General features: G+C 68.8%; 17 protein-coding genes. 14 read left to right on the forward strand and 3 right to left on the reverse strand.

Features of this window, described 5'->3' with window-relative positions:
- Positions 1 to 4: 4 nt before the first annotated feature.
- The gene (gene eccCa / locus LX16_RS19310; protein WP_211354627.1) at positions 5 to 3,982 is read left to right on the forward strand and encodes a type VII secretion protein EccCa; all 3,978 of its coding nucleotides are present in this window, start codon (positions 5 to 7) and stop codon (positions 3,980 to 3,982) included.
- Between the two features lie 48 nt (positions 3,983 to 4,030).
- Here the strand turns inward: eccCa and LX16_RS19315 are convergent, their stop codons facing one another.
- On the reverse strand, positions 4,031 to 4,711 hold the full coding sequence (locus LX16_RS19315; RefSeq protein WP_147141096.1) for an ABC transporter ATP-binding protein: 681 nt from the start codon (positions 4,709 to 4,711) through the stop codon (positions 4,031 to 4,033).
- Position 4,712: 1 nt separating this feature from the next.
- Positions 4,713 to 6,068, reverse strand: a complete 1,356-nt coding sequence (locus LX16_RS19320) for an ABC transporter permease (protein WP_147141098.1) — start codon at positions 6,066 to 6,068, stop codon at positions 4,713 to 4,715.
- A 170-nt stretch (positions 6,069 to 6,238) separates the two neighbouring features.
- Between LX16_RS19320 and LX16_RS19325 the strand changes: the two genes are divergently transcribed.
- The 11 genes from LX16_RS19325 to LX16_RS19375 all read left to right on the forward strand — a co-directional run bounded on the left by LX16_RS19325 (position 6,239) and on the right by LX16_RS19375 (position 16,880).
- Positions 6,239 to 7,009, forward strand: a complete 771-nt coding sequence (locus LX16_RS19325) for a response regulator transcription factor (RefSeq protein WP_244615921.1) — start codon at positions 6,239 to 6,241, stop codon at positions 7,007 to 7,009.
- On the forward strand, positions 6,999 to 8,390 hold the full coding sequence (locus LX16_RS19330; protein ID WP_147141101.1) for a sensor histidine kinase: 1,392 nt from the start codon (positions 6,999 to 7,001) through the stop codon (positions 8,388 to 8,390). The genes LX16_RS19325 and LX16_RS19330 overlap by 11 nt, the downstream gene beginning before the upstream one ends.
- 218 nt (positions 8,391 to 8,608) lie before the next feature.
- Positions 8,609 to 9,715, forward strand: coding sequence for an ABC transporter permease (locus LX16_RS19335; RefSeq protein ID WP_244615897.1), 1,107 nt, complete (start codon positions 8,609 to 8,611; stop codon positions 9,713 to 9,715).
- Positions 9,712 to 10,605 (forward strand): ABC transporter permease, encoded by an 894-nt coding sequence (locus LX16_RS19340; protein ID WP_147141103.1) that lies wholly within the window; start codon positions 9,712 to 9,714, stop codon positions 10,603 to 10,605. Before LX16_RS19335 ends, LX16_RS19340 begins: the two co-directional genes overlap by 4 nt.
- Before the next feature lie 7 nt (positions 10,606 to 10,612).
- A complete protein-coding gene (locus LX16_RS19345) occupies positions 10,613 to 11,659 on the forward strand; it encodes an ABC transporter ATP-binding protein (RefSeq protein ID WP_147141105.1) in 1,047 nt (348 codons plus the stop codon).
- The gene (locus tag LX16_RS19350; RefSeq protein ID WP_244615898.1) at positions 11,652 to 12,692 is read left to right on the forward strand and encodes an ABC transporter ATP-binding protein; all 1,041 of its coding nucleotides are present in this window, start codon (positions 11,652 to 11,654) and stop codon (positions 12,690 to 12,692) included. Before LX16_RS19345 ends, LX16_RS19350 begins: the two co-directional genes overlap by 8 nt.
- Positions 12,692 to 12,883, forward strand: coding sequence for a hypothetical protein (locus tag LX16_RS19355; RefSeq protein ID WP_147141108.1), 192 nt, complete (start codon positions 12,692 to 12,694; stop codon positions 12,881 to 12,883). Before LX16_RS19350 ends, LX16_RS19355 begins: the two co-directional genes overlap by 1 nt.
- Complete coding sequence (locus LX16_RS19360; protein ID WP_147141109.1) at positions 12,880 to 14,676, forward strand: ABC transporter substrate-binding protein; 1,797 nt, start codon at positions 12,880 to 12,882, stop codon at positions 14,674 to 14,676. Before LX16_RS19355 ends, LX16_RS19360 begins: the two co-directional genes overlap by 4 nt.
- Positions 14,677 to 14,831: 155 nt before the next feature.
- Positions 14,832 to 16,151 carry a YibE/F family protein gene (locus tag LX16_RS19365; protein ID WP_244615899.1) on the forward strand — a complete coding sequence of 440 codons (1,320 nt, stop codon included), beginning with the start codon at positions 14,832 to 14,834 and terminating at the stop codon, positions 16,149 to 16,151.
- Positions 16,152 to 16,254: 103 nt separating this feature from the next.
- Positions 16,255 to 16,488 carry a hypothetical protein gene (locus tag LX16_RS19370; RefSeq protein WP_244615900.1) on the forward strand — a complete coding sequence of 78 codons (234 nt, stop codon included), beginning with the start codon at positions 16,255 to 16,257 and terminating at the stop codon, positions 16,486 to 16,488.
- Positions 16,485 to 16,880, forward strand: coding sequence for a type II toxin-antitoxin system VapC family toxin (locus LX16_RS19375; protein ID WP_147141114.1), 396 nt, complete (start codon positions 16,485 to 16,487; stop codon positions 16,878 to 16,880). Before LX16_RS19370 ends, LX16_RS19375 begins: the two co-directional genes overlap by 4 nt.
- Positions 16,881 to 17,082: 202 nt before the next feature.
- Here LX16_RS19375 and mdh read toward each other — a convergent pair whose 3' ends face one another.
- The gene (mdh, locus tag LX16_RS19380; protein ID WP_147141116.1) at positions 17,083 to 18,033 is read right to left on the reverse strand and encodes a malate dehydrogenase; all 951 of its coding nucleotides are present in this window, start codon (positions 18,031 to 18,033) and stop codon (positions 17,083 to 17,085) included.
- 285 nt (positions 18,034 to 18,318) lie between these two features.
- On the opposite strand from mdh, the gene LX16_RS19385 reads away from it, so the two are divergent.
- Positions 18,319 to 19,932 carry a peptide ABC transporter substrate-binding protein gene (locus LX16_RS19385; protein ID WP_147141118.1) on the forward strand — a complete coding sequence of 538 codons (1,614 nt, stop codon included), beginning with the start codon at positions 18,319 to 18,321 and terminating at the stop codon, positions 19,930 to 19,932.
- A gap of 82 nt (positions 19,933 to 20,014) precedes the next feature.
- Positions 20,015 to 20,938, forward strand: a complete 924-nt coding sequence (locus LX16_RS19390; protein WP_147141119.1) for an ABC transporter permease — start codon at positions 20,015 to 20,017, stop codon at positions 20,936 to 20,938.

The raw sequence follows: 20,938 nt of genomic DNA on the forward strand, positions 1-20,938 counted from the left end.
TGGCGTGTCCACGACGCTGATCCGGCGACCGGCGAAGCCCGCCGCCTCACCGGTTTCCGAAGAGCCGATCACGCTCGCACCACCTCCGGTCCAACCGGAACCGGCGAACCCCGCCATGGGCATGACCATGATCGCCATGCCGATGATGGCCGGCACCTCCGGCCTGATCATGGCGTTGAGCAACATAGACCGTCCACTGTTCGCGATGGTCGGCCTGTTCATGCTGGTGGGCGCGGTCGCGTTGGGCGGCATCATGTTCGTCTCGATGCGGCTCGGTCCACGCCGTAAACTCCGCGACCAGCGGGAACGCTACCTCGACTACCTCGACGACATGCGGTCGCTGATCCGGGACGCCGTCAGGGCGCAGCAGGACGCCGCCGCCGCCCGGCACCCGCACACCCCGTTGCTGGCGGCGATCGCCGGCGGCGACGACCGCCGGTGGGAACGCCGTTCCGGTGACCGCGACCTGCTCGACCTGCGGGTCGGCCTGGCCCGGTTGCCGTTGTCGCGCACCCTCACGCTGAAACTCGACGAGAACAACCCGCTGACCGGTTACGACCCGGTGTGTCACTCCGGGGCGGAGGAGCTGGTGCGGCGTTACGTGAGGCTGGGCGGTCAACCGTTGACGGTCCCGCTGGCCGGTTGCGACCGGGTGTCGGTGGTCGGTGACTTCGAGGACGGACGTCATCTGGTGCGCGGCATGCTGGCCCAGCTCGTCACGCTCGTCAGCCCTGACGACGCCGCCGTGGCGATCGTGCGCGATCCCCGCGCGGCCGCGCACTGGCGGTGGGCGTCGTTCCTGCCTCACACCCTCGGCGACCAGCAGTCGCACTCGGGACTGCCCGACAGTCTCGTCTGCGACAACACCGACATGTTGACCGCGCGGCTGGCGACCGACATCGCCGGGCGGCAGTCGGACTGGCGCCGGCGCCGCGGCGGGCCGCCCGGTCCCGGGACCCGCCACCTGGTCGTGGTCATCGACGGTGAGCACCAGGTGTCGCTGCCGGGATTCGCCGACGGGGCGATACCGCCCGCCGAACTCGGCATCCACATCGTCTCCCTGGTGGATCGTGCGGAGGCCGAACCCGAGGACGTCGACGTCCGGTTGACGATCGCGTCCGACGGCGCGGTGACGCTGTCCCGGCCACGGCGGGTCGTCGCCGCCGGGACCGACTCCGGGGAGGTCACCGGTGTCGCGGACGGTCTCGGGATCGCCGAGGCCGCCGGGATCGCCCGGGCGCTGTCCCCCTACCGGCTGGCCGAGTCCGACTCCGGTGAGGCACTGCACGCGGTCCACGGCCTCGGAGACGTCCTCGGGGTGCAGGATCCCGCGGCGTTCGACCCGTGGGCGGCGTGGAGCCGACGGGACACCGAGCGGCTGCGCGTCCCGTTCGCGGTGTCGGCCGACGGGGAACCCGTGGAGCTGGACCTGAAGGAGTCGGCTCTGGGCGGCATGGGGCCGCACGGCCTCATCATCGGCGCGACCGGTTCCGGCAAGTCGGAGACGCTTCGGACCCTCGTGGCGGCCCTGGCGACCCGGCACTCACCGGAGGAACTGGCGCTGCTCACCGTGGACTTCAAGGGCGGCGCCACCTTCGCCGACTGCGACCGGTTGCCGCACAACGCCGGTTCCATCACCAACCTCGCCGACGACCTGGCCCTCGTGGACCGGTTCCGGGAGGCGTTGTTCGGTGAGATGGTCCGGCGCCAACAACTGCTGAAGGACGTCGGGAACCTGCCCAACGTGCACGCCTACCAGCGGTTGCGGGCACAACGGCCCGACCTGGCGGCGCTGCCGCACCTGTTGGTCGTCATCGACGAGTTCTCCGAACTGCTCACCGCGAAACCCGACTTCTCCGAACTGTTCCTTGCGGTGGGCCGGATCGGCCGCTCCATCGGGGTGCACCTGCTGCTGGCCACGCAACGCCTGGAGGCGGGCCACATCCGGGGACTGGAGTCGCACCTGTCGTACCGGATCGGGCTGCGCACCTTCTCGGAGGCCGAATCCCGGGAGGCGATCGGCGTTCCGGACGCGTACCGGCTGCCACCGGAACCGGGTTCGGGTTACCTCAAGGTCGACACCTCGGTGTTCACCCGGTTCAAGGCCGCGATGGTCTCCGACCCGTACGTGCCCCCGGCGACCGGTGGCCACGACGGCCTGCCCGTCATGGAGTGGCCGCCACCGCCGTTCGATGCTTCGGACGTGTCCGCGTTGCTGCGCCTGGGTGACGACACCGGCGCCGACTCCGCCGAGGCGACCTCGGCGCGGACCGTCCTGCAGGTCCTGGTCGACCGGATCGCGGCCGCGGACCCACCGCCGGTGCGGCCGGTGTGGTTGCCGCCGTTGCCGAACGCGCTCCCGCTGGACGCGGTTCCCGGCGGCACCGAGGCCGCCGGCGACCCGGCGCGGGTGTCGGCGGTGCTGGGGTTGAGCGACGATCCGCGCGCCCAGTCGCAGGAGGCGATGCACTGGGACATGACCGGGTCGCAGGCGAACCTGCTCGTCTACGGCGGCCCGGGTTCGGGGAAGTCCACGCTGCTTCGGACCCTGGTGTCGAGTCTGGCGCTGCGGTACTCGCCGGGGCAGGTGTCCTGCTACCTCATCGACTACGGCGGTGGGTCGCTCGCCGGGTTGGCGAACCTGCCGCACGTGGCGGCCGTCGCCAACCGGTCGGATCCGGAACTGGTGCGCCGGGTGCTGGCCGACGTCAGGCGGCAGCTCGACCTCCGGGAGGGCCTGATGCAGCGGCACGGCCTCGACTCGGCGGCCCGGTTGCGGGCCGCCCGCGCCGAGGGTGTGATCCCGTCCGACGTCGCGGGTGACGTGGTGCTGCTCATCGACGGCTGGGCGGCGTTGCGCGAGAACGACCTGGAACTGGACGAGCAGTTGCGCGACATCACCGGGCGCGGCCCGGCGCTGGGCGTACACGTGGTCCTGACCGCCGTGAACCAGCAGCAGGTCCGTACCCGGTTGTCGGCGGCGTTCGGCGGGCACATCGAGTTGCGGCTCACCGACGCGTTCGACTCGGTGATCGGTCGCCGGCTCGCGGAGAACCTGCCCAAGGACGTGCCGGGGCGGGTGCTGTGCGCGGACGAACGGTTCGGGCAGGTCGCGCTGCCCCGCATCGACGGCGGGACACGGGTCGACGACCTCAACCACGCCGGTGACGAGATCGCCGAGACGGCGGCACGGCGGTGGCCGGTCGCGCCGGTCCCGAAGGTGAAGACCCTGCCGACGCTGATCACCCTGGCGGACCTGCAGTCGGACTGGGTGGAGGGTCCCCGCGCCGACGTCCACGCGATGCGGCCGGTGCTGGGTGTGTCGGAACGCGACCTCGGCCCGGTGTGCGCCACTTTGGACACCGAACCGCACCTGATGATCTACGGCGACCCGCAGACCGGGAAGTCGACGGCGATCCGCACGATCCTGCGGCAGATCACCCGGCGTCCCGCCAACGAGGTCGGGATCGTGCTCGTCGACTACCGGCGCGCCCACCTGGAGGAGGTGCCGCAGAAGTACCTGCTGTCGTACTGCACCTCCGCCCCGCACGCCGCGCAGAACGCCGCCGAGATCGCCAACGGCCTGCGGGAGCGACTGCCCGGCCCCGACGTCACACCGGAACAGCTGCGTCGCCGTTCCTGGTGGAAGGGCCTGGAGGTGTTCGTCGTCGTCGACGACTACGACCTCGTCGCCTCCGGCAACGGGAATCCGCTGCTGCCGTTGGCGGAGTTCATCCCGCAGGGCCGCGACCTCGGTTTCCACATGATCGTGGCGCGCCGCACCGGCGGCGCCTCCCGGGCGGTCTACGAGAAGGTCCTCCAGGCCATCGGGGAGCAGTCCCCGCCGGGGCTGCTGTTCTCGGGTGACCGTATGGAGGGACGGTTGTCGAACGGTGTGGCCTCGCAACGGCTCCCGGTCGGGCGGGCGCTGCTGACCCACCGGGGCGAGTCGCCGCAGTTGGTGCAGGTGGCGTTGTCCTGACCCGGATCCGTCGTGCGCCGGCGGTGGGGCACGACGGATCCGGCGGGGTCAGGTCTTGCTCTTGCGGTGGACGATCCTGCCGTCGTTCATCGCCAGCGTCAGGTCCGCGCGGGAGGCCAGCCCCCGGTCGTGGGTCACGACGACGACCGTGGTGCCGCCGCCGGCGAACTCCCGCAACAGGGTGATGATCCGTTTGCCGTTGCGGCTGTCCAGGTTGCCGGTCGGTTCGTCGGCCAGGATGAGCGACGGCCGGTTCGCCAACGCCCTTGCGACGGAGACCCGCTGCTGTTCGCCTCCGGAGAGCCTGCCGGGCAGCCGGGTCTGCTTGCCACCGGTCAATCCGACCCGGTCGAGCAGTTCCACGGCGCGGGCGCGCCGTTCCGCCGTGCGCCGCCCGGCGAACTCCATCGGCAGCATCACGTTCTGCACCGCCGTGAGGTCGGGGATCAGGTGGTACTGCTGGAACACGAATCCGATCCGGTCGCGCCGGTAGGCGACCTGCCCGCGCGGCGACAGCGCGGTGACGTCCACGTCGTCCATCGTGATCTTCCCGGCGCTCGGGGAGTCCAAGGCCCCCAACAGACCCAGCAGCGTGCTCTTTCCGCTGCCGCTGCGTCCCACGATGGCGGCGAACGTGCCGGTGGCGATCTCGAAGCTCACGCCGTCGACCGCGTCCACCGCGCCTCCACCGGACTTGAACCGTTTGGCGACGTCCTCGACCAGTAGCATCTCATTCTCCTCTCAGGACTTCGGCGGGCCTGACCCGCGCGATCAGGTATGCCGGTACCGCGCTGCCCAGCAGCGCGATCCCCAGTGCCGCGAGGGCGCCCACGCCGATGGTCCGCGGCCCGATTCCGGCGGTGACCTCGCCGATCAGGTCGCCGCCGCCCTCGATCGTCTGCCCGGGGCCGGTTACCCGGATGGTCTTGCCGCCGGTCCCGCTCAACGTCTGTCCCCCGTCGGTGTCCTCGGCGGCGGTGGAGTTGGTGGCGACCAAGACGTCGGCGATCACGTCGGAGGACGCCGCGGCGACCCCCATGCCGAGGACCGTCGCCAGGGACACCAGGACGACCGCCTCGACGCCGAACTGCGCGATCACGCCCCGGTCGGTGCCGCCGATCGCCTTGATGACACCGACCTCGCGGCGTCGTTCCCGCACCGTCATCGCCAGGGTGAAGAACACGATGACGGCGGCGGATCCCAGCGACACCCAGAAACCGACGGAGGTGATGTCCTCGACGGTCTCCAGTCCGGCCGACGCCTGCATCACCGAATCCGCCTGCGAGTGGACCTCGAACGCCGCGCCCAGTTCGGCCACGACGGCCTCCTGCACCGAGGCGATGTGGTCGGGGTCGTCCACGTCGATCGCGAAGGAGTGGAACCCCTCGACCTCGCTCAGTTCACGTACCGTCTCGGCGGTCATGACGACGCCGACCGAGTCGAAGTCGTCGCCGCTCTCGGCGACGCCCACCACCTCGAACTCCTCGTCGAACGCGGTGAAGGTGTCGCCGAGGCCGAGCCCGTTGGCCTCGGCGATCTTGTCGCTGATCACGGCCTCACGTGCGCCGTCGGGCAACTCGCCCTCGACGAGGTCGTACCGGACGCCCTCCGAGTCGCGGTCACCGGTGACCCCGGTCAGCGAGATCGGGAACGCGACCCCCTCCGGCGCGCCGACCGTGTCGGGGTCCATTCCGGACTTGAGGTCGGTGGTGCCGAAGGAGGCGCCGGGTCCGATCTGGACGGCACTGGACGTGCCCTCGGGTTCCTCCTCCGGTTGCGGCGTCTCCAGCATCGCCGACACCGTGGCGGAGGCCTCGGTGACGTGGGGCAGGTCCGACACGGCGGCCAGCTCCGCCTCCCCCAGGGTGGGTACGTCCTCGACGTCGACCTCCGGGCCGAAACCCGGGCGGACCGTGATGGTGGTGTCCATGTCGTCGCGCAGTGCCGCGAGTTTGCCCGCGACCGCCTCGCCGGCGACGAGCATCGACAGGGTCAGGCCGATCGCGACGGCGAGCACCAGCAGCACCGCCACCGATCTCGTCTTGTTCCTGAGGGCGTTGCGTACGCCCCGGACGGCAACACTCATGCGTGAACCTCACTCGGGTATCTCGTCGGGATGGCGCCGGGTGACGGGCGTGCCCACCGTCCCCGGCCCGCCCACCAAAGCACCCGTGGAGCCGCGATGACGGATACCGCAGCGGTTTCCCACCGAACTCCCATCCGTACCCCAGCGCATCCCCAAGTGATCGGGGCATGATGGACGCCGTGCCACCGAGCCGATCACCCGAACCCGCCCGGCCGGGCGACCTGACCGTGTCGCGTCGCGCCGACGGCAGCCCCGTGCGGCTGCTGGTCGCCGAGGACGAACCGCTGCTGGCGGACATGCTGCTGGACGCGCTCGGTTTCGCCGGCTACGCGGTAGACGTGGCGCGGTCGGGCGCCCAGGCGCTCGACGGTGTCGAGCGGCGGCGGCCCGACGTGTTGCTGTTGGACGTGAACCTGCCCGACTTCAGCGGTTTCACGGTGGCCGAGCGGCTGCGGAACCGGGGCGACGCGACCCCGGTCATATTCCTGACCGCCCGGGACACGCCCCGGGACGTGCGGGACGGTTTCCTCGCCGGCGGCGACGACTACCTGACGAAGCCGTTCCGGTTGGAGGAGCTGCGCCTGCGCATCGAGGCCCTGCTGCGCCGGACGATGGCGGCCCGCTCCGAGGCGGACCCGGCGATCCGGATCGGTGACCTCACCGTCGACGTCGAGGCCCACCAGGTGTGGAAGGGCGACCGGGAGGTGCCGTTGTCACGCACCGAGTTCCGGTTGCTGGCACACCTGGCCGCCAACCCGGACCGGGTGTGGTCACGGGCGGACCTGCTGCGGCACGTGTGGGGGTTCGGCGTCGACACCGACACCTCGCTCGTGGAGACGTACATCTCGTATCTGCGCCGGAAGCTCGACACCGACCTGATCCACACCGTGCGGGGTGTGGGGTACGTGCTGCGGACCCCCGGGCGGCGGCATGACGATTAAGGCCCGGCTGATCGCGTCGACGGCGGCACTGCTGTGCGTCGCGACGGTCGCGATCGGGACGGTCGCCATCGGCGCGGTGACCACGACCATGACGCAGCGCATCGACACACAGTTGACCGAGTTCCTGCGGCAGCCCACGATCACCGGCGGCACGACCGTCACCATCACCAGCCGGGGCGGCCCACAGGTCGCGTACCAGTCGGTGGCGATGCTGCTGCTGGAACCGGACCGTACGGTGTCGATGGCGGTGCAAGCGGGTTATTCGACGGACCTGCTCCCGTTGCCGCGCGTGCCGGATCCGCTGCCGCCGCCCGGTGAGTTCCGGACCGTTCCGGCGGTGGACGGTTCGATCGAGTACCGGATGGTGACGGTGGAGTTGGCGGGTCCGTCCGCGGACGCACCCCGCCGGCTGGTGGTGGCGCAGCCGATGACGGAGGTCGCGGTGATCCGGGAACGGCTCGTCGCGACGATGGTGGTGACGGTGGTGCTGGTACTGGTGGCGAGCGCCGTCGTGGGTTGGTGGATCACCCAGCGGGGTCTGCGGCCGGTGGAGGACATGATCGACACCGCCGCCGCCATCGCCGACGGTGACCTGTCACGGCGGGCGGAGGCGCCGGGACACACCGAGATGGGCAGGCTCGCGGACTCGTTGAACCGCATGGTGGGGACGCTGGTGACCACGATCGGCGACCGGGAGGCGGGGCAGGAGCGGTTGCGTCGCTTCCTCGACGACGCCTCACACGAGTTGCGGACGCCGTTGGCGACGGTGAGCGGGTACACGGAGCTCTACGAGTCGGGTGGGGCGCCGCCGGGGCCGAAGCTGGACCGGGCGATGAGCCGGATCCAGGCGGAGAACCGGCGGATGGCGCGGCTCATCGAGGACATGCTCCTGTTGGCGCGGTTGGATCGTGACGCCGACCGGCCCGCGCAGACGGTGGACCTGCGGCGGTTGGCCGCCGACGCCGTGGACGACTCGGAGGTGACCGACCGGGGGCACCCGGTCACCTTGGAGGCCGCCGAGGCGGTGTACGTGCGGGGTGACGAGTCGCGGCTTCGTCAGGTGTTGGCGAATCTGCTCGACAACGCGCGGCGGCACACGCCGGAGGGCACCCCGGTGCGGGTGTCGGTCACCGCGGACGGCGACACGGCGGAGTTGCGGGTCGCCGACGAGGGGCCGGGTGTCCCGGAGGAGCACCGCGAGCGGGTGTTCGACCGGTTGTACCGGGTGGACGCGTCCCGGTCGCGGGCGACGGGCGGGTCGGGGCTCGGGCTGGCGATCGTGGAGTCGATCGTCGCCGGTCACGGTGGGACGGTGGCGCTGGCGGACCCGGGTGCCGCCGGTGGGACGGTGGTCGTCGTCAGGCTCCCGCGCGCGCACTGACCGCGTCACGGGCTGTGGCGACTCCCGGTGACCGGGATGTCGTGGACGCGGGAAACCCGCGTGCACAAGGGGAAACGGCGACCGGTCTCAAAGTGTGGCCGCACGGTCAATAAACGTAACAATTTGGCGGCAGGGCTAGCGTGACCTGCCACACGTCGGCTACGGTCCTCACTAGTAAAGAGACTTACAAGTACGGATGTCCCGAAGGAGTCTCCCGAGTGGCCGTCGATGTCCAAGCCCCACCCGACAAAGAGGTGGACACACCCGTACCTCCACGACGACGGAGGAACCTCCTGAGCCGGATCTGGCGGATCTACCTCGTCCGCCGCCTGGTCTACGCCGTCTTCGTCACCTGGCTGGTCATGACCGGCACCTTCTTCATGGTGCGCGCCATGCCCGGCGACCCCGTGGAGGTCCTCGCCGGCCGCCTCTCCCAACAGGGCATCAACCTCGAACAGGCCCGCCAGCAGGCCAAACAGTCACTCGCCTACGACCCCGACGCGCCGATCCTGCAGCAGTACTGGGAATACCTCACCAACCTGTTGCGTGGCGACTTCGGGATGACCATCTCGCAGCGCGGCACCACCGTCGTCGACCACGTCATGGAGTACCTGCCGTGGACGCTGTTCAGCGTCGGCGCGGGCATGGTCATCGCGATCGTCGTCGGCATGGGACTGGGCATGGTCATGGCCTACCGCCGCAACGGCTGGTTCGACCACCTCCTGAGCAACATCGCGTCCACATTGAGCGCCATCCCGAACTACCTCGGGGCGATGGCGCTCATCCTGATCGGTTCCGCCTGGCTCGGCCTGTTCGACTTCTGGAGCATGCGGGGCCGGCTCAGCGAAGGCGTCGAACCCGGATTCGACGCGGTGTTCTTCGGCGACGCGCTGTACCACGCGATCCTGCCGATCGTCACCTACGCCTTCACCATCACCGGTGGCTGGATGCTCGTCATGAAGGCGTCCACGACCGAGGTCCTGTCGGAGGACTACGTCACCGTCGCCAACGCCCGCGGCCTCAAGGGCCGCCGGGTCGGGCTCGCCTACGTCGGCCGCAACTCGGTACTGCCACTCGTACCGCAGGTCGCGCTGGCCCTGGGCACCCTGGTCGGCGGCGCCATCATCGTGGAACAGATCCTCAGCTACCCCGGCGTCGGACAGCTGTTCATCAACGCCATCACCAAACGCGACTACCCGGTGATCCAGGCCGTCGTCCTGATCCTGACCGTGGCGGTGGTGTTCAGCAACCTCGTGGTCGACATGCTCAACAGCTGGCTCGACCCCCGCATCCGCACCGGAGACGCCGAGGAGGCCGGAGCATGACCGTCAACGCGGCCCCCGAGACCACGGCACTGCCCCGGCAGGGCACCCTCTCGATCATCTGGCAGGGCCTCACCCGCAACAAGAGCGGCTTCGCCGGCGCCGTCATCGTACTGCTGATCCTCGGCCTCGCCTACATAGGACCGTTCCTGATCGACCGGCACAACCCCTCCGACGGCGCCAAGGTGTGGCAGGCACCCAGCGCCGAACACCTGCTGGGCACCAACCTGCAGGGCAAGGACACCCTCATCAAGGTGATCCTGGGCGGCGCGGAACCGCTGTGGGTCGGCATCCTGGCGGCCCTCATCGCCGTGGGCGTCGCCGTCGTCGTCGGCTCGGTCGCCGGCTACTTCCGCGGCAAGGTCGACACCGTCGCCCTGCAACTGACCGACATCACCCTGACCATCCCGGGCATCGTGCTGATGCTGGTCCTCACCACGATGTACCGGTCGATCTCGGCGACCGCCATCGCCGTCATCATCGGGGTCACGACCGCGCCGGTCCTGGTGCGTTCGATCCGGGCGCAGGTGATGTCGCTGAAGGAACGCGAGTTCGTCGAGGCGGCCCGGCTCCAGAACCTCGGGGCGGGACGCATCATCTTCACCGAGATCCTGCCCAACATGGGCGGCTACATCTTCGTGAACTTCATCCTCGCCATCAACAACGCCATCTACGCCCTGGTCGGCATGTACCTGCTGGGACTCCTGCCGTCCACTGCGGACAACTGGGGCCTGATGATCTACGAGTCCTGGAACTCCGGGGCGTTCCGGCTGCCGCGTGCTTTGCCGTACATCGCCGTGCCGCTGGCGTTGATCATCCTCTTCCAGATCGGCCTGGTGGCGATGAGCCGCTCCCTCGAACAGGCACTCAACCCTCGACTGCGGGAAAGGTAGGCCGCGCGTGAGCGAAGAACCCATACTGTCGGTCCGCGATCTCAGGATCACCTACCAGACCGGTAGGAACTCCGAGGTCGTCGCCGCCCGGGACGTCGAGTTCGACCTCTACCCCGGACAGTCGATGGCGCTGGTCGGTGAATCCGGTTGCGGCAAGACCACTCTGGGCCTGGGGCTGCTGCGACTGCTGCCGAAGCTCGGCCGGATCCCGCAGGGCGAGATCGTGTACCGCCGCAAGGACGGCACCACCGCCGACATCCTCAAGATGGGCAAGGAGGAGCTGCGGCGGTTCCGGTGGAGCGAGGCCGCGATGGTGTTCCAGGGCGCCATGAACGCCTTCAACCCGGTGCAGCGCATCGGCGCGCACTTCGCCGACACCCTCAAGGACCACCTCCCCGAGGGAAAGCGCCTGAGCAAGACCGAGATCCGGGAGCGCAGCGAGGAACTGCTGCGGATGGTGCGGTTGGAACCCGGGCGGGTCCTGCCCAGCTTCCCGCACGAACTGTCCGGCGGCATGAAGCAGCGGGCACTCATCGCCCTGGCGTTGGCGCTGAATCCGCAGGTGCTAGTGCTGGACGAGCCCACCACCGCGCTGGATCTGCTGACGCAGTGCTCCATCGTGGAGGAACTGCACCGGCTGCGCGCCGAGTTCGGCTTCACGATGATCTTCATAACCCACGACCTGGGCCTGGCGGCCGAACTGGCCGACCGGGTGTCCACCATGTACGCCGGCCGCATCATCGAGACCGGTACGGCCGAGGACATCTTCTACGATCCGCGCCACCCGTACACCTCCGGCCTGATCAACGCGGTCCTGCCGGTCGTGGGCGACCTTCCGCAACTGGCGAGCATCCCCGGCTCCCCGCCGTCACTGGCGACGCTGCCGGCGGGCTGCGCGTTCGGCCCCCGCTGCGAGTACGTCCAGGACCGGTGCCGCGAGGCCGTTCCGGCGCTGGAACCGCTCACCGACCGCCCCGACGGCCTCACCCACGCCACGGCCTGCCTGCGGGCCGAGGACGTCCAGCACTCCCGCGAGGTGGTGTCCCGTGCCTGAGACCCCCACGATCCCCGACTCCCCCGCCACCGCGCCGCTGCTGCGGCTCTCCGGCCTGGAACAGGTCTTCGACACCAAGCGCGGCAAGGTCCCCGCTGTGTCCGGAGTGGACCTGAAGGTCGAGGCCGGCAAGGTGCTGTGCCTGGTCGGCGAGTCCGGCTGCGGCAAGACCACCACCGCCCGCGCCGCCGCCGGCCTCACCCGTCCCACCGGCGGCAGCGTCGAATACCTCGGCCACGACATCCACCGGATGGGCGCCGCCGAGTGGCAGGAGTACCGCGAGGCCGTCCAGTACATCCACCAGGACCCGTACGCCTCGCTCAACCCGGTCAGGACCGTCCTGTCGTCGCTCACCGCCGGACTACGCAAGCACAAGAAGGTCAAGGGCCGGCACGAGGCCAGGCAGGCCGCCGCGCGGCTGCTGGAACAGGTCGAACTGACCCCGGCCGAGTCCTACCTCGACAAGTACCCGCACCAGTTGTCGGGCGGCCAGCGGCAACGGGTCGCGGTGGCGCGGGCGTTGGCGATGAACCCGAAGCTGCTCATCGCCGACGAGTCCACGTCGATGCTCGACGTGTCGATCCGGGTCAGCCTGCTCAACACGCTGGGCGGGCTGCGCGACGACCTCGGCGTCGGCTTCATGTTCATCACCCACGACCTCGCGGTGGCCAAGTACTTCGCCTGGGACGGCGAGATCGCCGTCATGTACCTGGGCAAGGTCGTCGAACACGGCCCCACCCCGCAGGTCATCAACGATCCTCAGCACCCGTACACGAAGGCGCTGATCGCTGCGGTATGCGAGCCGGACCCGCGGCTGGCACGCAGCAAGAAGACCATCCCGTTGCGCAGCGCGGAGATCCCGAGTCTCACCGCGCTGCCGTCGGGGTGCACCTTCCACCCCCGGTGCCCACTCGCCGAGTCCGGCGACTGCGACACCACACCACCCACGCTGGCGCCGCTCGACGAGCGGCGACGGCTCGCCTGTCACGTGGTGGCACGCGACCACGTGGCGGCACAGGCCGGTACCGGGTGATGCCCGGCCAGTTCGCCCGGCTCGGCCTGGCGTTCGCGGGATTCCTGATCCTGTCGGCCGGGCTGCTCCTGTTGTTGTTCCTCAGACCGGGAACCGCCGAGTTCGTCATCACCGTGCTGACGTTCGGGCTCGGCTGCCTTCTCGGCGCGATCAGTGCATTGGTCCTCCATATAGAAAGGAAGAGGTCGTGACCTCTCGCAACCTCGACATCTCACGGCGCCGCCTGCTGCAACTGATGGGCATCGGTGCCGTGTCCGCGGCGGGTGTCACGTCGCTGACCGCCTGCAAGGCCGACTCGCCGGACTCCGGTGGCGACGGCGGCACCTTCACCACCGCCTACGACTTCGACGTGACCTCGCAGAACTACAACGCGATCATCGCCGACACCACCCTGTTGATGGCCTCACCGTTCAGCGAGTTGTTCTACCCCCGTTCGGCACTGCTGAACTGGGGCGACAACTCGTGGGTGTACATGCTCGCCGAGAGCAGCACCTGGGACGGCGACGTGTTGAACATCAAGTACCGCACCGGCATCAAGTGGAGCGACGACACCGACTTCACCATCGACGACGTGCTGGGCAGCTTCCGGGTCGCGAAGCTCAACACCGCGCCCGGCGCGGACGGCTGGGCCCAGGTCACCGCGATCGACAAGGTCGACGACACCACCGTGGCCGTCACCTTCACCGAGCCCTACCCCGGACTGGAGCGGGAGATCCTCCGCTCCCGGATCCACGCGACGTCCCGCTACGGCGAGCACTTCGCCACCGCCGAACAGCTCGTGACCGACGGCGTCGTCTTCGACGACCCGGAGCAGCAGGAGTTCGTGTCGGTCCTGGGTGAGCTGTCCTTCGAGGACTTCGTGACCTGCGGCGCGTTCGCGGTGGACGCCGCGACCGTGTCCGACACCCGGATCACCATGAACCTGCACGAGGGCGGCCTGTTCGCCGACCAGGTCAAGTTCGACAAGGTCGTGGTCGTCAAGGCCAGCAACGACGAAGCCGCACAACTGGTGGCCGAGCGCAAGGTCGACTACATCACCCACGTGCTCGGCCCCGCCGAGCGCGCCCAGTTCGAGGGCACCGAGGGCCTGGTCGAGATGTCCTTCGTGGACAAGCAGGGTACCGGCCTCATGCTCAACAACAAGAGCAACCCCGAGTTCGAGGACTACCGCGTCCGCAAGGCCCTGCTGCACGCCATCGACAAGCAGCAGGTCGGGCAGATCGCCCTCGGCGATGGCGCCTTCTTCGTCCCGCAGTACATGTCCGGCCTGTCCGACGTCGTCAGCGAGTCCATCCTCACGGCGGACGAACTGGCGAAGTTCGACCCCTACGAGTACGACCTCGACAAGGCGACCGCCTACCTGGAGGACGCCGGATGGACCAAGGACGGCGACGCCTGGCTCAAGCCCGACGGTGAACCCGCCGAGTACGAAATCCTCGCCGTCAACGGCTGGAACGACTTCGACCTGACCGCGCAGCAGGTCGCCGAGCAGTGGAACGCCTTCGGCATCAAGGCCGTCACCCACAACGCCGACGAGGCGTCGATCTGGGGCATCTGGCCCGCCGGCGACTTCCAGGTCGCCGTCCGGCAGTGGGGCAACCCGTTCATCCCCGGGATCCACGGAGCCTGGCAGATGAACTGGTTCACCGACAACAACCGCACCGAGGACACGCCCGGGATGTGGCTGGAGACCGAGGAGGTCGAGACCGAGGCGTACGGCACCGTCGACATCCGCGAGATCTACGACACCGCCCGCATGTCCCAGGACGAGGCCGAGCGCACCGAGGCCAACAAGAAGCTCGCGGTCATCTTCAACGAGACCCTGCCGCGGCTGCCGATCTGGGGCTTCAACCGGCTCAGCTTCGGCGTCACCGGTGTCGGGGTCGGGGAGTTCGCCGTGGACTCCACCCTGAAGAACAACGACATCTACCAGGACAACCCGGTCATGATCTCCGTCCTGAACGGCGACATCGGACCGGCCTGATCCACACCCCCTCTCCTCGCGTGGCCCCCGCGGCCGCGTGCCACCGCCCACCGGGCACGGCACGCGGCGGCGGGGGCCACGCCCCGTCGCGGCGGCGGGCCTTCCCGGGCCCGTGAGGCGTCTACCATGTCCGGGAGCCGAAAGGGGCAGGGGCGTTGGGCGGACAGCATCTTCACGGCCACACCGGGCGCGTCGGACGCGGCGCGATCCGGTTCGCGATGTGGATCCTCATCCCGACCGGGATCGCCGGTCTCGTCGGGATGGCCCTGCTGTGGCCGGGCGAGCGACCCGTCACCGGGACCGAGGCCAACACCACCGAGATCACCGGCGAGGTCGTCGGGCTCTCCGAACACGAGTGCCCGCCGCTGCCCGACGGCGCCGACGCCAACCACCCGGACGCGCCCACCCGGTGCGGCCAGGTGTCGGTCAGGCTGGAGACCGGCGAGATCGTCATCACGAACCTGCCCAGCGGCGCCAACGCCCCCTACGTCGAACTCGGCGACGCGGTCGTCCTGTTGCACCTGCCCGACACCATGGAGGGCCAGTACTCGTACCACATCATCGACCACGACCGCTCCACGTCCATGTGGATCCTCGGCATCGCGTTCGCGCTGGCCGTCGTCGCGTTCGGCCGGTGGCGGGGCCTGCTGGCGCTGGTGGGCCTCGCCGTCACCTTCGCGGTACTGCTGCTGTTCATCGTGCCCGCGATCCTGGCCGGGGAGTCGCCGCTGCTGGTCGCGATCGTCGGGGCCTGCGTCATCATGCTGGCCGTCCTCTACCTCACCCACGGCTTCAGCACCGCCACCACCATCGCCGTGCTCGGCACCCTCGCCAGTCTCGTCCTGACCGGTCTGCTGTCGGCACTGGCGGTCGCCATGACCCACCTGACCGGCGTCGCCGACGACGACACCAGCTTCCTGTCGACCTACCACGGCGTCAACATGCAGGGCCTACTGCTGGCGGGCATCCTGATCGGTTCGCTCGGCGCGTTGGACGACGTCACCGTGACCCAGGCGGCGGCGGTCACCGAACTGGCCAAGGCGAACCCCGCGATGCGCGCCGGCGCGCTGTACCGGGCGGCGGCCCGCATCGGCCGCAGCCACATCGCCTCCGTCGTCAACACGATCATCCTGGCCTACGCGGGCGCGTCGCTCCCGCTGCTGATCCTCATCGCCGCCGCCGACCGGCCACTCGGCCAGGTCCTCACCATCCAGTTGATCGCGGAGGAGATCGTGCGCAGTGTCGTCGGCACGATGGGCCTGATCGCGGCGGTGCCGCTGACGACGCTGCTCGCGGCCCTCACGGTGAGGCGGTTCGCGCCCGGCGACCTCTCCGACGACATGCCGTTGCCGGTCACCGGCCCCGACGACGAGACGGGGGGCGAGACCGCCACCCCGGACGAGCCGCCACGCCCCGGCCCGCGCCCGAAACGCGACCGCGACGCCTGGCTACGCATGCACGACGACCAGGAGTGACGACCGTTGATTTGTGCCTACGATTTGGTATGGTTGTAGGCACAAATCAGGGGGTTCCATGACGCGAGTATCGATTCGAGAGTTCTCCTACAATCCGAGCGCCATGTTCGCACGGGCAGAGCGCGGCGAAACGCTGGAAGTGACCCGACATAACAAGGTCATCGCCGTGTTGGTCCCCGGCGACGAAGAGGCCGGCAGGTACGCCGAGTTGGCGGCCTCCGGGCGAGCCCACTTCCGTCCACGACGACCCGGTCCCCCGCTACCCCGATACGAGGTGGAGACCGACATCGATCCTCTCCAGGCACTCCTGGACGAACGCGATGAGGACTACCGGTGATCTACTTGGACGCCTCCGCCATCGTGACCTATGTCCTTGGACGGAGGTACGACAAGGAACTGGCCGAGTATCTGGGCCAGCAGCAGGGAAAACCAACCGCCACAAGCACCATCGGACTGGTGGAGGCAGTGCGCAACTGCGATAAACACGGCTCGTTTCCGACACTGATGTCGGAGTTGCGAGGCCAGATGACCGAGCTGCTGGTCACCGACGAGATTCGAGACCTGGCCGCTCAAATACCGGAGCGGCTCCGCGCCATGGATGCCATTCACGTGGCAACGGCCGAATCGATCGGGGAGTTCTTGACCGCAGTGGTTTCGTACGACGAAAGGATGTTGAAGGCGGCACATGCCCGCGGTCTACCGATAGCCCACCCGGGCATGCCGCGCTAGTCCCGCTCCCACGCCGCCGACATGATCTCGGGATCGGACAAGTCCGGCAGACCACCTTCGGCCAGCCAGTCGAACAGTTCCCGTATGCGCGCCGCCCCCTCGGTTTCCCGTGGCTCCGATGCGCCAGGTGATGAATCAGTCACCCAAACATCAGGTCGCGGCCCGAGTTCATCCCGGGCCGCGACCCTCTGTCGATGATCGACTACATCTCGGCGACGTCGGCCTGCTTGGCGCGGACGGCCTCGGCGGCCTCCTTCAGCCCGGCGAGCTCGCCGTCGGTCAGCGGGATCTCCACGACCCTGCGGACACCCTGGGCGCCGATCTCGGCGTTCACGCCCAGGTACACGCCGGAGACGCCGTACTCGCCGTCGACCCACGCGCACACCGGCATGACGTCGCCGGAGTCCTCCGCGACCGCCTTGGCCATCCGGGCCGCCGCCGCCGAGGGCGCGTAGTACGCCGAACCGGTCTTCAGCAGCGCGACCACCTCGGCACCGCCGTTGCGGGTCCGGGTCACCAGCTCCTCAATCTTGTCGGCGGGCAGCACCTCCGACAGCGGCTTGCCGTCGACGGTGCACTGCGACGGCACCGGCACCATGGTGTCGCCGTGCGAGCCGAGCGTCAGCGTCTTCACCGACGCGACCGGAACGCCCAGCTCCTCGGCGACGAAGTTGGTGAACCGGGCGGTGTCGAGCATGCCCGCCTGGCCCATCACCCGGTTCTTCGGGAAGCCGGAGGCGAGCTGCGTGAGGGCGGTCATCTCGTCGAGCGGGTTGGACACGACGATGATGACGGCGTTCGGGGCGAACTTCGCGACGTTCTCGGCGACGCCACGGACGATCTTGGCGTTGACCTCCAGCAGGTCCATCCGGCTCATGCCCGGCTTGCGGGGTAGCCCGGCGGTGATCACGACGATGTCGGAACCCTCGATGACCTCGTAACCGGTGCCGTCGGTGCCGGTGGTCTTGCCGATCACCTTCGTCTCGAAACCCTCGATGGCGCGCGACTGGTTGATGTCCAGCGCCAGCCCCTCCGGCTTACCGTCGATGATGTCGGTGAGGACGACGGTGTCGAACACGTCGTACTCCGCCAGCCGCAGCGCCGTGGTGGCGCCGTAGAAACCGGCGCCGACGACGGTGACCTTCTTGCCCATGACTGCTCCTGTGTCGAAGTGCTTGTGGAGGTTGTCGTCGGACCTGTCACGCAGTGGGACAGCGGGTTCGAAGACAGCCTCTAAGCACCGTATGACGCGGTTACCGGTCGGTCGGCGCCGGGGCGGCACCGGGTGAGCCGGCGGATACCCGCACCCCGCTCCCGGCCGCCGCCGTGCCCGATTTGCCGGACGGGTCCGATTCCGGCGATTCCGGCCGTATCGTGACGCTTGAGCACCCATGATGTGACCATTCGACCACGAGAAGTCATCGACCGAGGAGTGCACATGCGGAAACGAAAGGCCGCCGCCGCGACCACGTTGCCGGTCATCGCCGTGGTGGCGCTGGTCGGCTGCGGTGGGGGTTCCGACTCCGGTGAGAGTGCCAGCGACGGCATCGTCAGCATCGGCATCGGCGAGCCCCAGCACCTCTTCACGACGAACGTCGGCGAGACCGAGGGCCACCAGGTCCTCAGTGCCCTGTACACCCCGCTGGTCACGTACAACGACGACCTGAGCATCAGCATGGCCGCCGCCGAGTCCGTCGAGACCGAGGACAACAAGGTCTGGACCATCAAGATCCGCGACGACCAGACCTTCCACAACGGGGACAAGGTCACCGCCGACAGCTACATCGACGCCTGGAACTACGGGGCGTACGGCCCCAACGCCCAGCAGCTCAACAGCTACTTCTCGAAGATCGAGGGTTACGACGAGCTCAACCCCACCGACACCGACGCCGAACCCTCGACCGACACGCTGTCCGGCCTGCGCAAGGTCGACGAGCAGACCATCGAGGTGACACTCACCGAGCCGTACATCAACTTCGACAGGTCGCTCGGCTACACCAACTACCTGCCGCTTCCCGAGGCCGCGTTCGAGGACCCGGCCGCGTTCGAGTCCTCACCGATCGGCAACGGGCCGTTCAAGATGAAGGGCGAGTGGGAGCACGACAAGCAGATCTCCGTCGAGAAGTGGGCCGACTACCCCGGCGAGCAGCAGCCGAAGATAGACGGCATCGACTTCAAGATCTACCAGGACCCGGTCGCCCAGTACAACGACGTGCTGGCCAACAACCTGGACATCACGAAGTCCATCCCGACCGAACAGATCGCCAACGCCGAGAGCGACCTCGGCGACCGGTACCAGCAGTCGCCGTCGGGCTCCTTCCAGGCGGTCGCGTTTCCCGGCTACGACGAGAAGTACGAGGACATCCGGATCCGGCGGGCCATCTCCATGGCCATCGACCGGGAACAGATCATCGAGACCATCTTCGCCGGCTCGCAGTCGGTGGCGACGTCCTGGGTGTCGCCGGAGATCCCCGGCGCGCAGGAGGGGACCTGCGGACAGTGGTGCGAGTTCGACCCGGACGCCGCCAAGCAGCTTTGGGACGAGGCCGGCGGCGTAGACGGCAACAGCATCCAGATCACCTTCAACACCGACGGCGGCCACCAGGAGTGGGTCGAGGCGACCTGCAACCAACTCTCCCAGAACCTCGACGTCGAATGCACGCCCAACCCGATGCCGAAGTTCGCCGACATGCTGACCGACCTGCGCAACCAGGAGGAACTGGGCATGTTCCGGATGGGCTGGATCCCGGACTACCCGGCGATGGACAACTACCTGGAACCACTGTTCAGCTGTGACGCCGTCCCCGCGCCCAACTACAGCGCCTACTGCAACGAGGAGTTCGACCAACTGCTCGTCGAGGCGTACCGGGAGGAGACCGAGGAGGCCGCCCAGCAGAAGTTCCTGGAGGCCGAACAGCTCATCGCCGAGGACCTTCCGAGCCTGCCGCTGCGGTTCGGGAAGAACAACTTCGCGCACTCGGAGAACGTCACCGGGGTCTCCATCAACCTGTTCTACGAGATCGACCTGTTCGCACTGGAGGAGACCGGCTGACACGTCGTTCCCGGGACGGCGGTGCGATCACCGTCGTCCCGGCACCGTCCCGTTCACCCGCGTAACCCGGAAGGGCGCACCGATGGCTCGTTACATCGTCCGGCGCGTGCTGCAGATGGTCCTGGCGTTCTTCGGCACCACGCTGCTGGTGTACTGGCTCATGTTCGCCGCCAGCGGCGACCCCATCGCCGCCCTGGCCGGGGAACGGCCGCTGTCGGAGTCCACGCGGGCGGCGCTGATCCAGGAGTTCCACCTCGACCAGCCGTTCCTGGTCCAGTACGCCTACTACATGAAGGGCCTGCTCACCCTCGACCTGGGCGTCAACACCTCCGGCCGCGAGATCGGGGAGCTCGTCGCCTCCGCGTGGCCGTGGACACTGCGGCTGGCCCTGCTGGCGTTCGTGTTCGTGGTCGTCGCCGGGATCGCGCTCGGCGTCATCGCCGGTACCCGCCGCGGCGGCGCCTTCGACAACACCACCCTGGTGCTGACCCTCGTCGTCATCTCCATCCCGGTCTTCGTCATCGGCCAGGTCCTCGCGCTGGTCGGCGCCCGCTACGACCTCTTCCCCACCAACGTCGTCGGCGACGACAGCCTCGCCGCGCTCATCGTGCCCGCCCTCGTACTGGGCTCGCTGTCCCTGGCGACGACCGTCCGGCTCGCCCGCACGTCCGTCACCGAGAACCTGCGCGCCGACTACGTCCGCACCGCACGCGCCAAGGGGCTCATCCACCGCCGCATCGTCGGCGTCCACGTGCTCCGCAACTCGCTCATCCCCGTCATCACGTTCCTCGGTGTGGAACTGGGCAGCCTCATGGGCGGCGCCATCGTCACCGAGAAGATCTTCAACGTCCCCGGTATCGGATTCCAGCTCTACAAGGCGATATCCATCGAGGACGGCCCGACGGTCGTCACCATCGTCAGCCTGCTGGTCATCGTCTACCTCGTGATGAACCTGATCGTCGACGTGCTGTACGGCGTCCTCGACCCACGAATCCGCTACGAGTAG

It is taken from the genome of Stackebrandtia albiflava, from assembly GCF_007994225.1.
In the GTDB taxonomy this organism is placed as follows: domain Bacteria; phylum Actinomycetota; class Actinomycetes; order Mycobacteriales; family Micromonosporaceae; genus Stackebrandtia; species Stackebrandtia albiflava.

What these genes read in the sequence shown, in the direction of transcription:
- LX16_RS19315 (WP_147141096.1), bottom strand. Translation starts at nt 4,711, where the DNA reads ATGCTACTGGTCGAGGACGTCGCCAAACGGTTCAAGTCCGGTGGAGGC.
- LX16_RS19320 (WP_147141098.1), bottom strand. Translation starts at nt 6,068, where the DNA reads ATGAGTGTTGCCGTCCGGGGCGTACGCAACGCCCTCAGGAACAAGACG.
- LX16_RS19325 (WP_244615921.1), top strand. Translation starts at nt 6,239, where the DNA reads ATGGACGCCGTGCCACCGAGCCGATCACCCGAACCCGCCCGGCCGGGC.
- LX16_RS19330 (WP_147141101.1), top strand. Translation starts at nt 6,999, where the DNA reads ATGACGATTAAGGCCCGGCTGATCGCGTCGACGGCGGCACTGCTGTGC.
- LX16_RS19340 (WP_147141103.1), top strand. Translation starts at nt 9,712, where the DNA reads ATGACCGTCAACGCGGCCCCCGAGACCACGGCACTGCCCCGGCAGGGC.
- LX16_RS19355 (WP_147141108.1), top strand. Translation starts at nt 12,692, where the DNA reads ATGCCCGGCCAGTTCGCCCGGCTCGGCCTGGCGTTCGCGGGATTCCTG.
- LX16_RS19370 (WP_244615900.1), top strand. Translation starts at nt 16,255, where the DNA reads ATGTTCGCACGGGCAGAGCGCGGCGAAACGCTGGAAGTGACCCGACAT.
- mdh (WP_147141116.1), bottom strand. Translation starts at nt 18,033, where the DNA reads ATGGGCAAGAAGGTCACCGTCGTCGGCGCCGGTTTCTACGGCGCCACC.
- LX16_RS19385 (WP_147141118.1), top strand. Translation starts at nt 18,319, where the DNA reads ATGCGGAAACGAAAGGCCGCCGCCGCGACCACGTTGCCGGTCATCGCC.
- LX16_RS19390 (WP_147141119.1), top strand. Translation starts at nt 20,015, where the DNA reads ATGGCTCGTTACATCGTCCGGCGCGTGCTGCAGATGGTCCTGGCGTTC.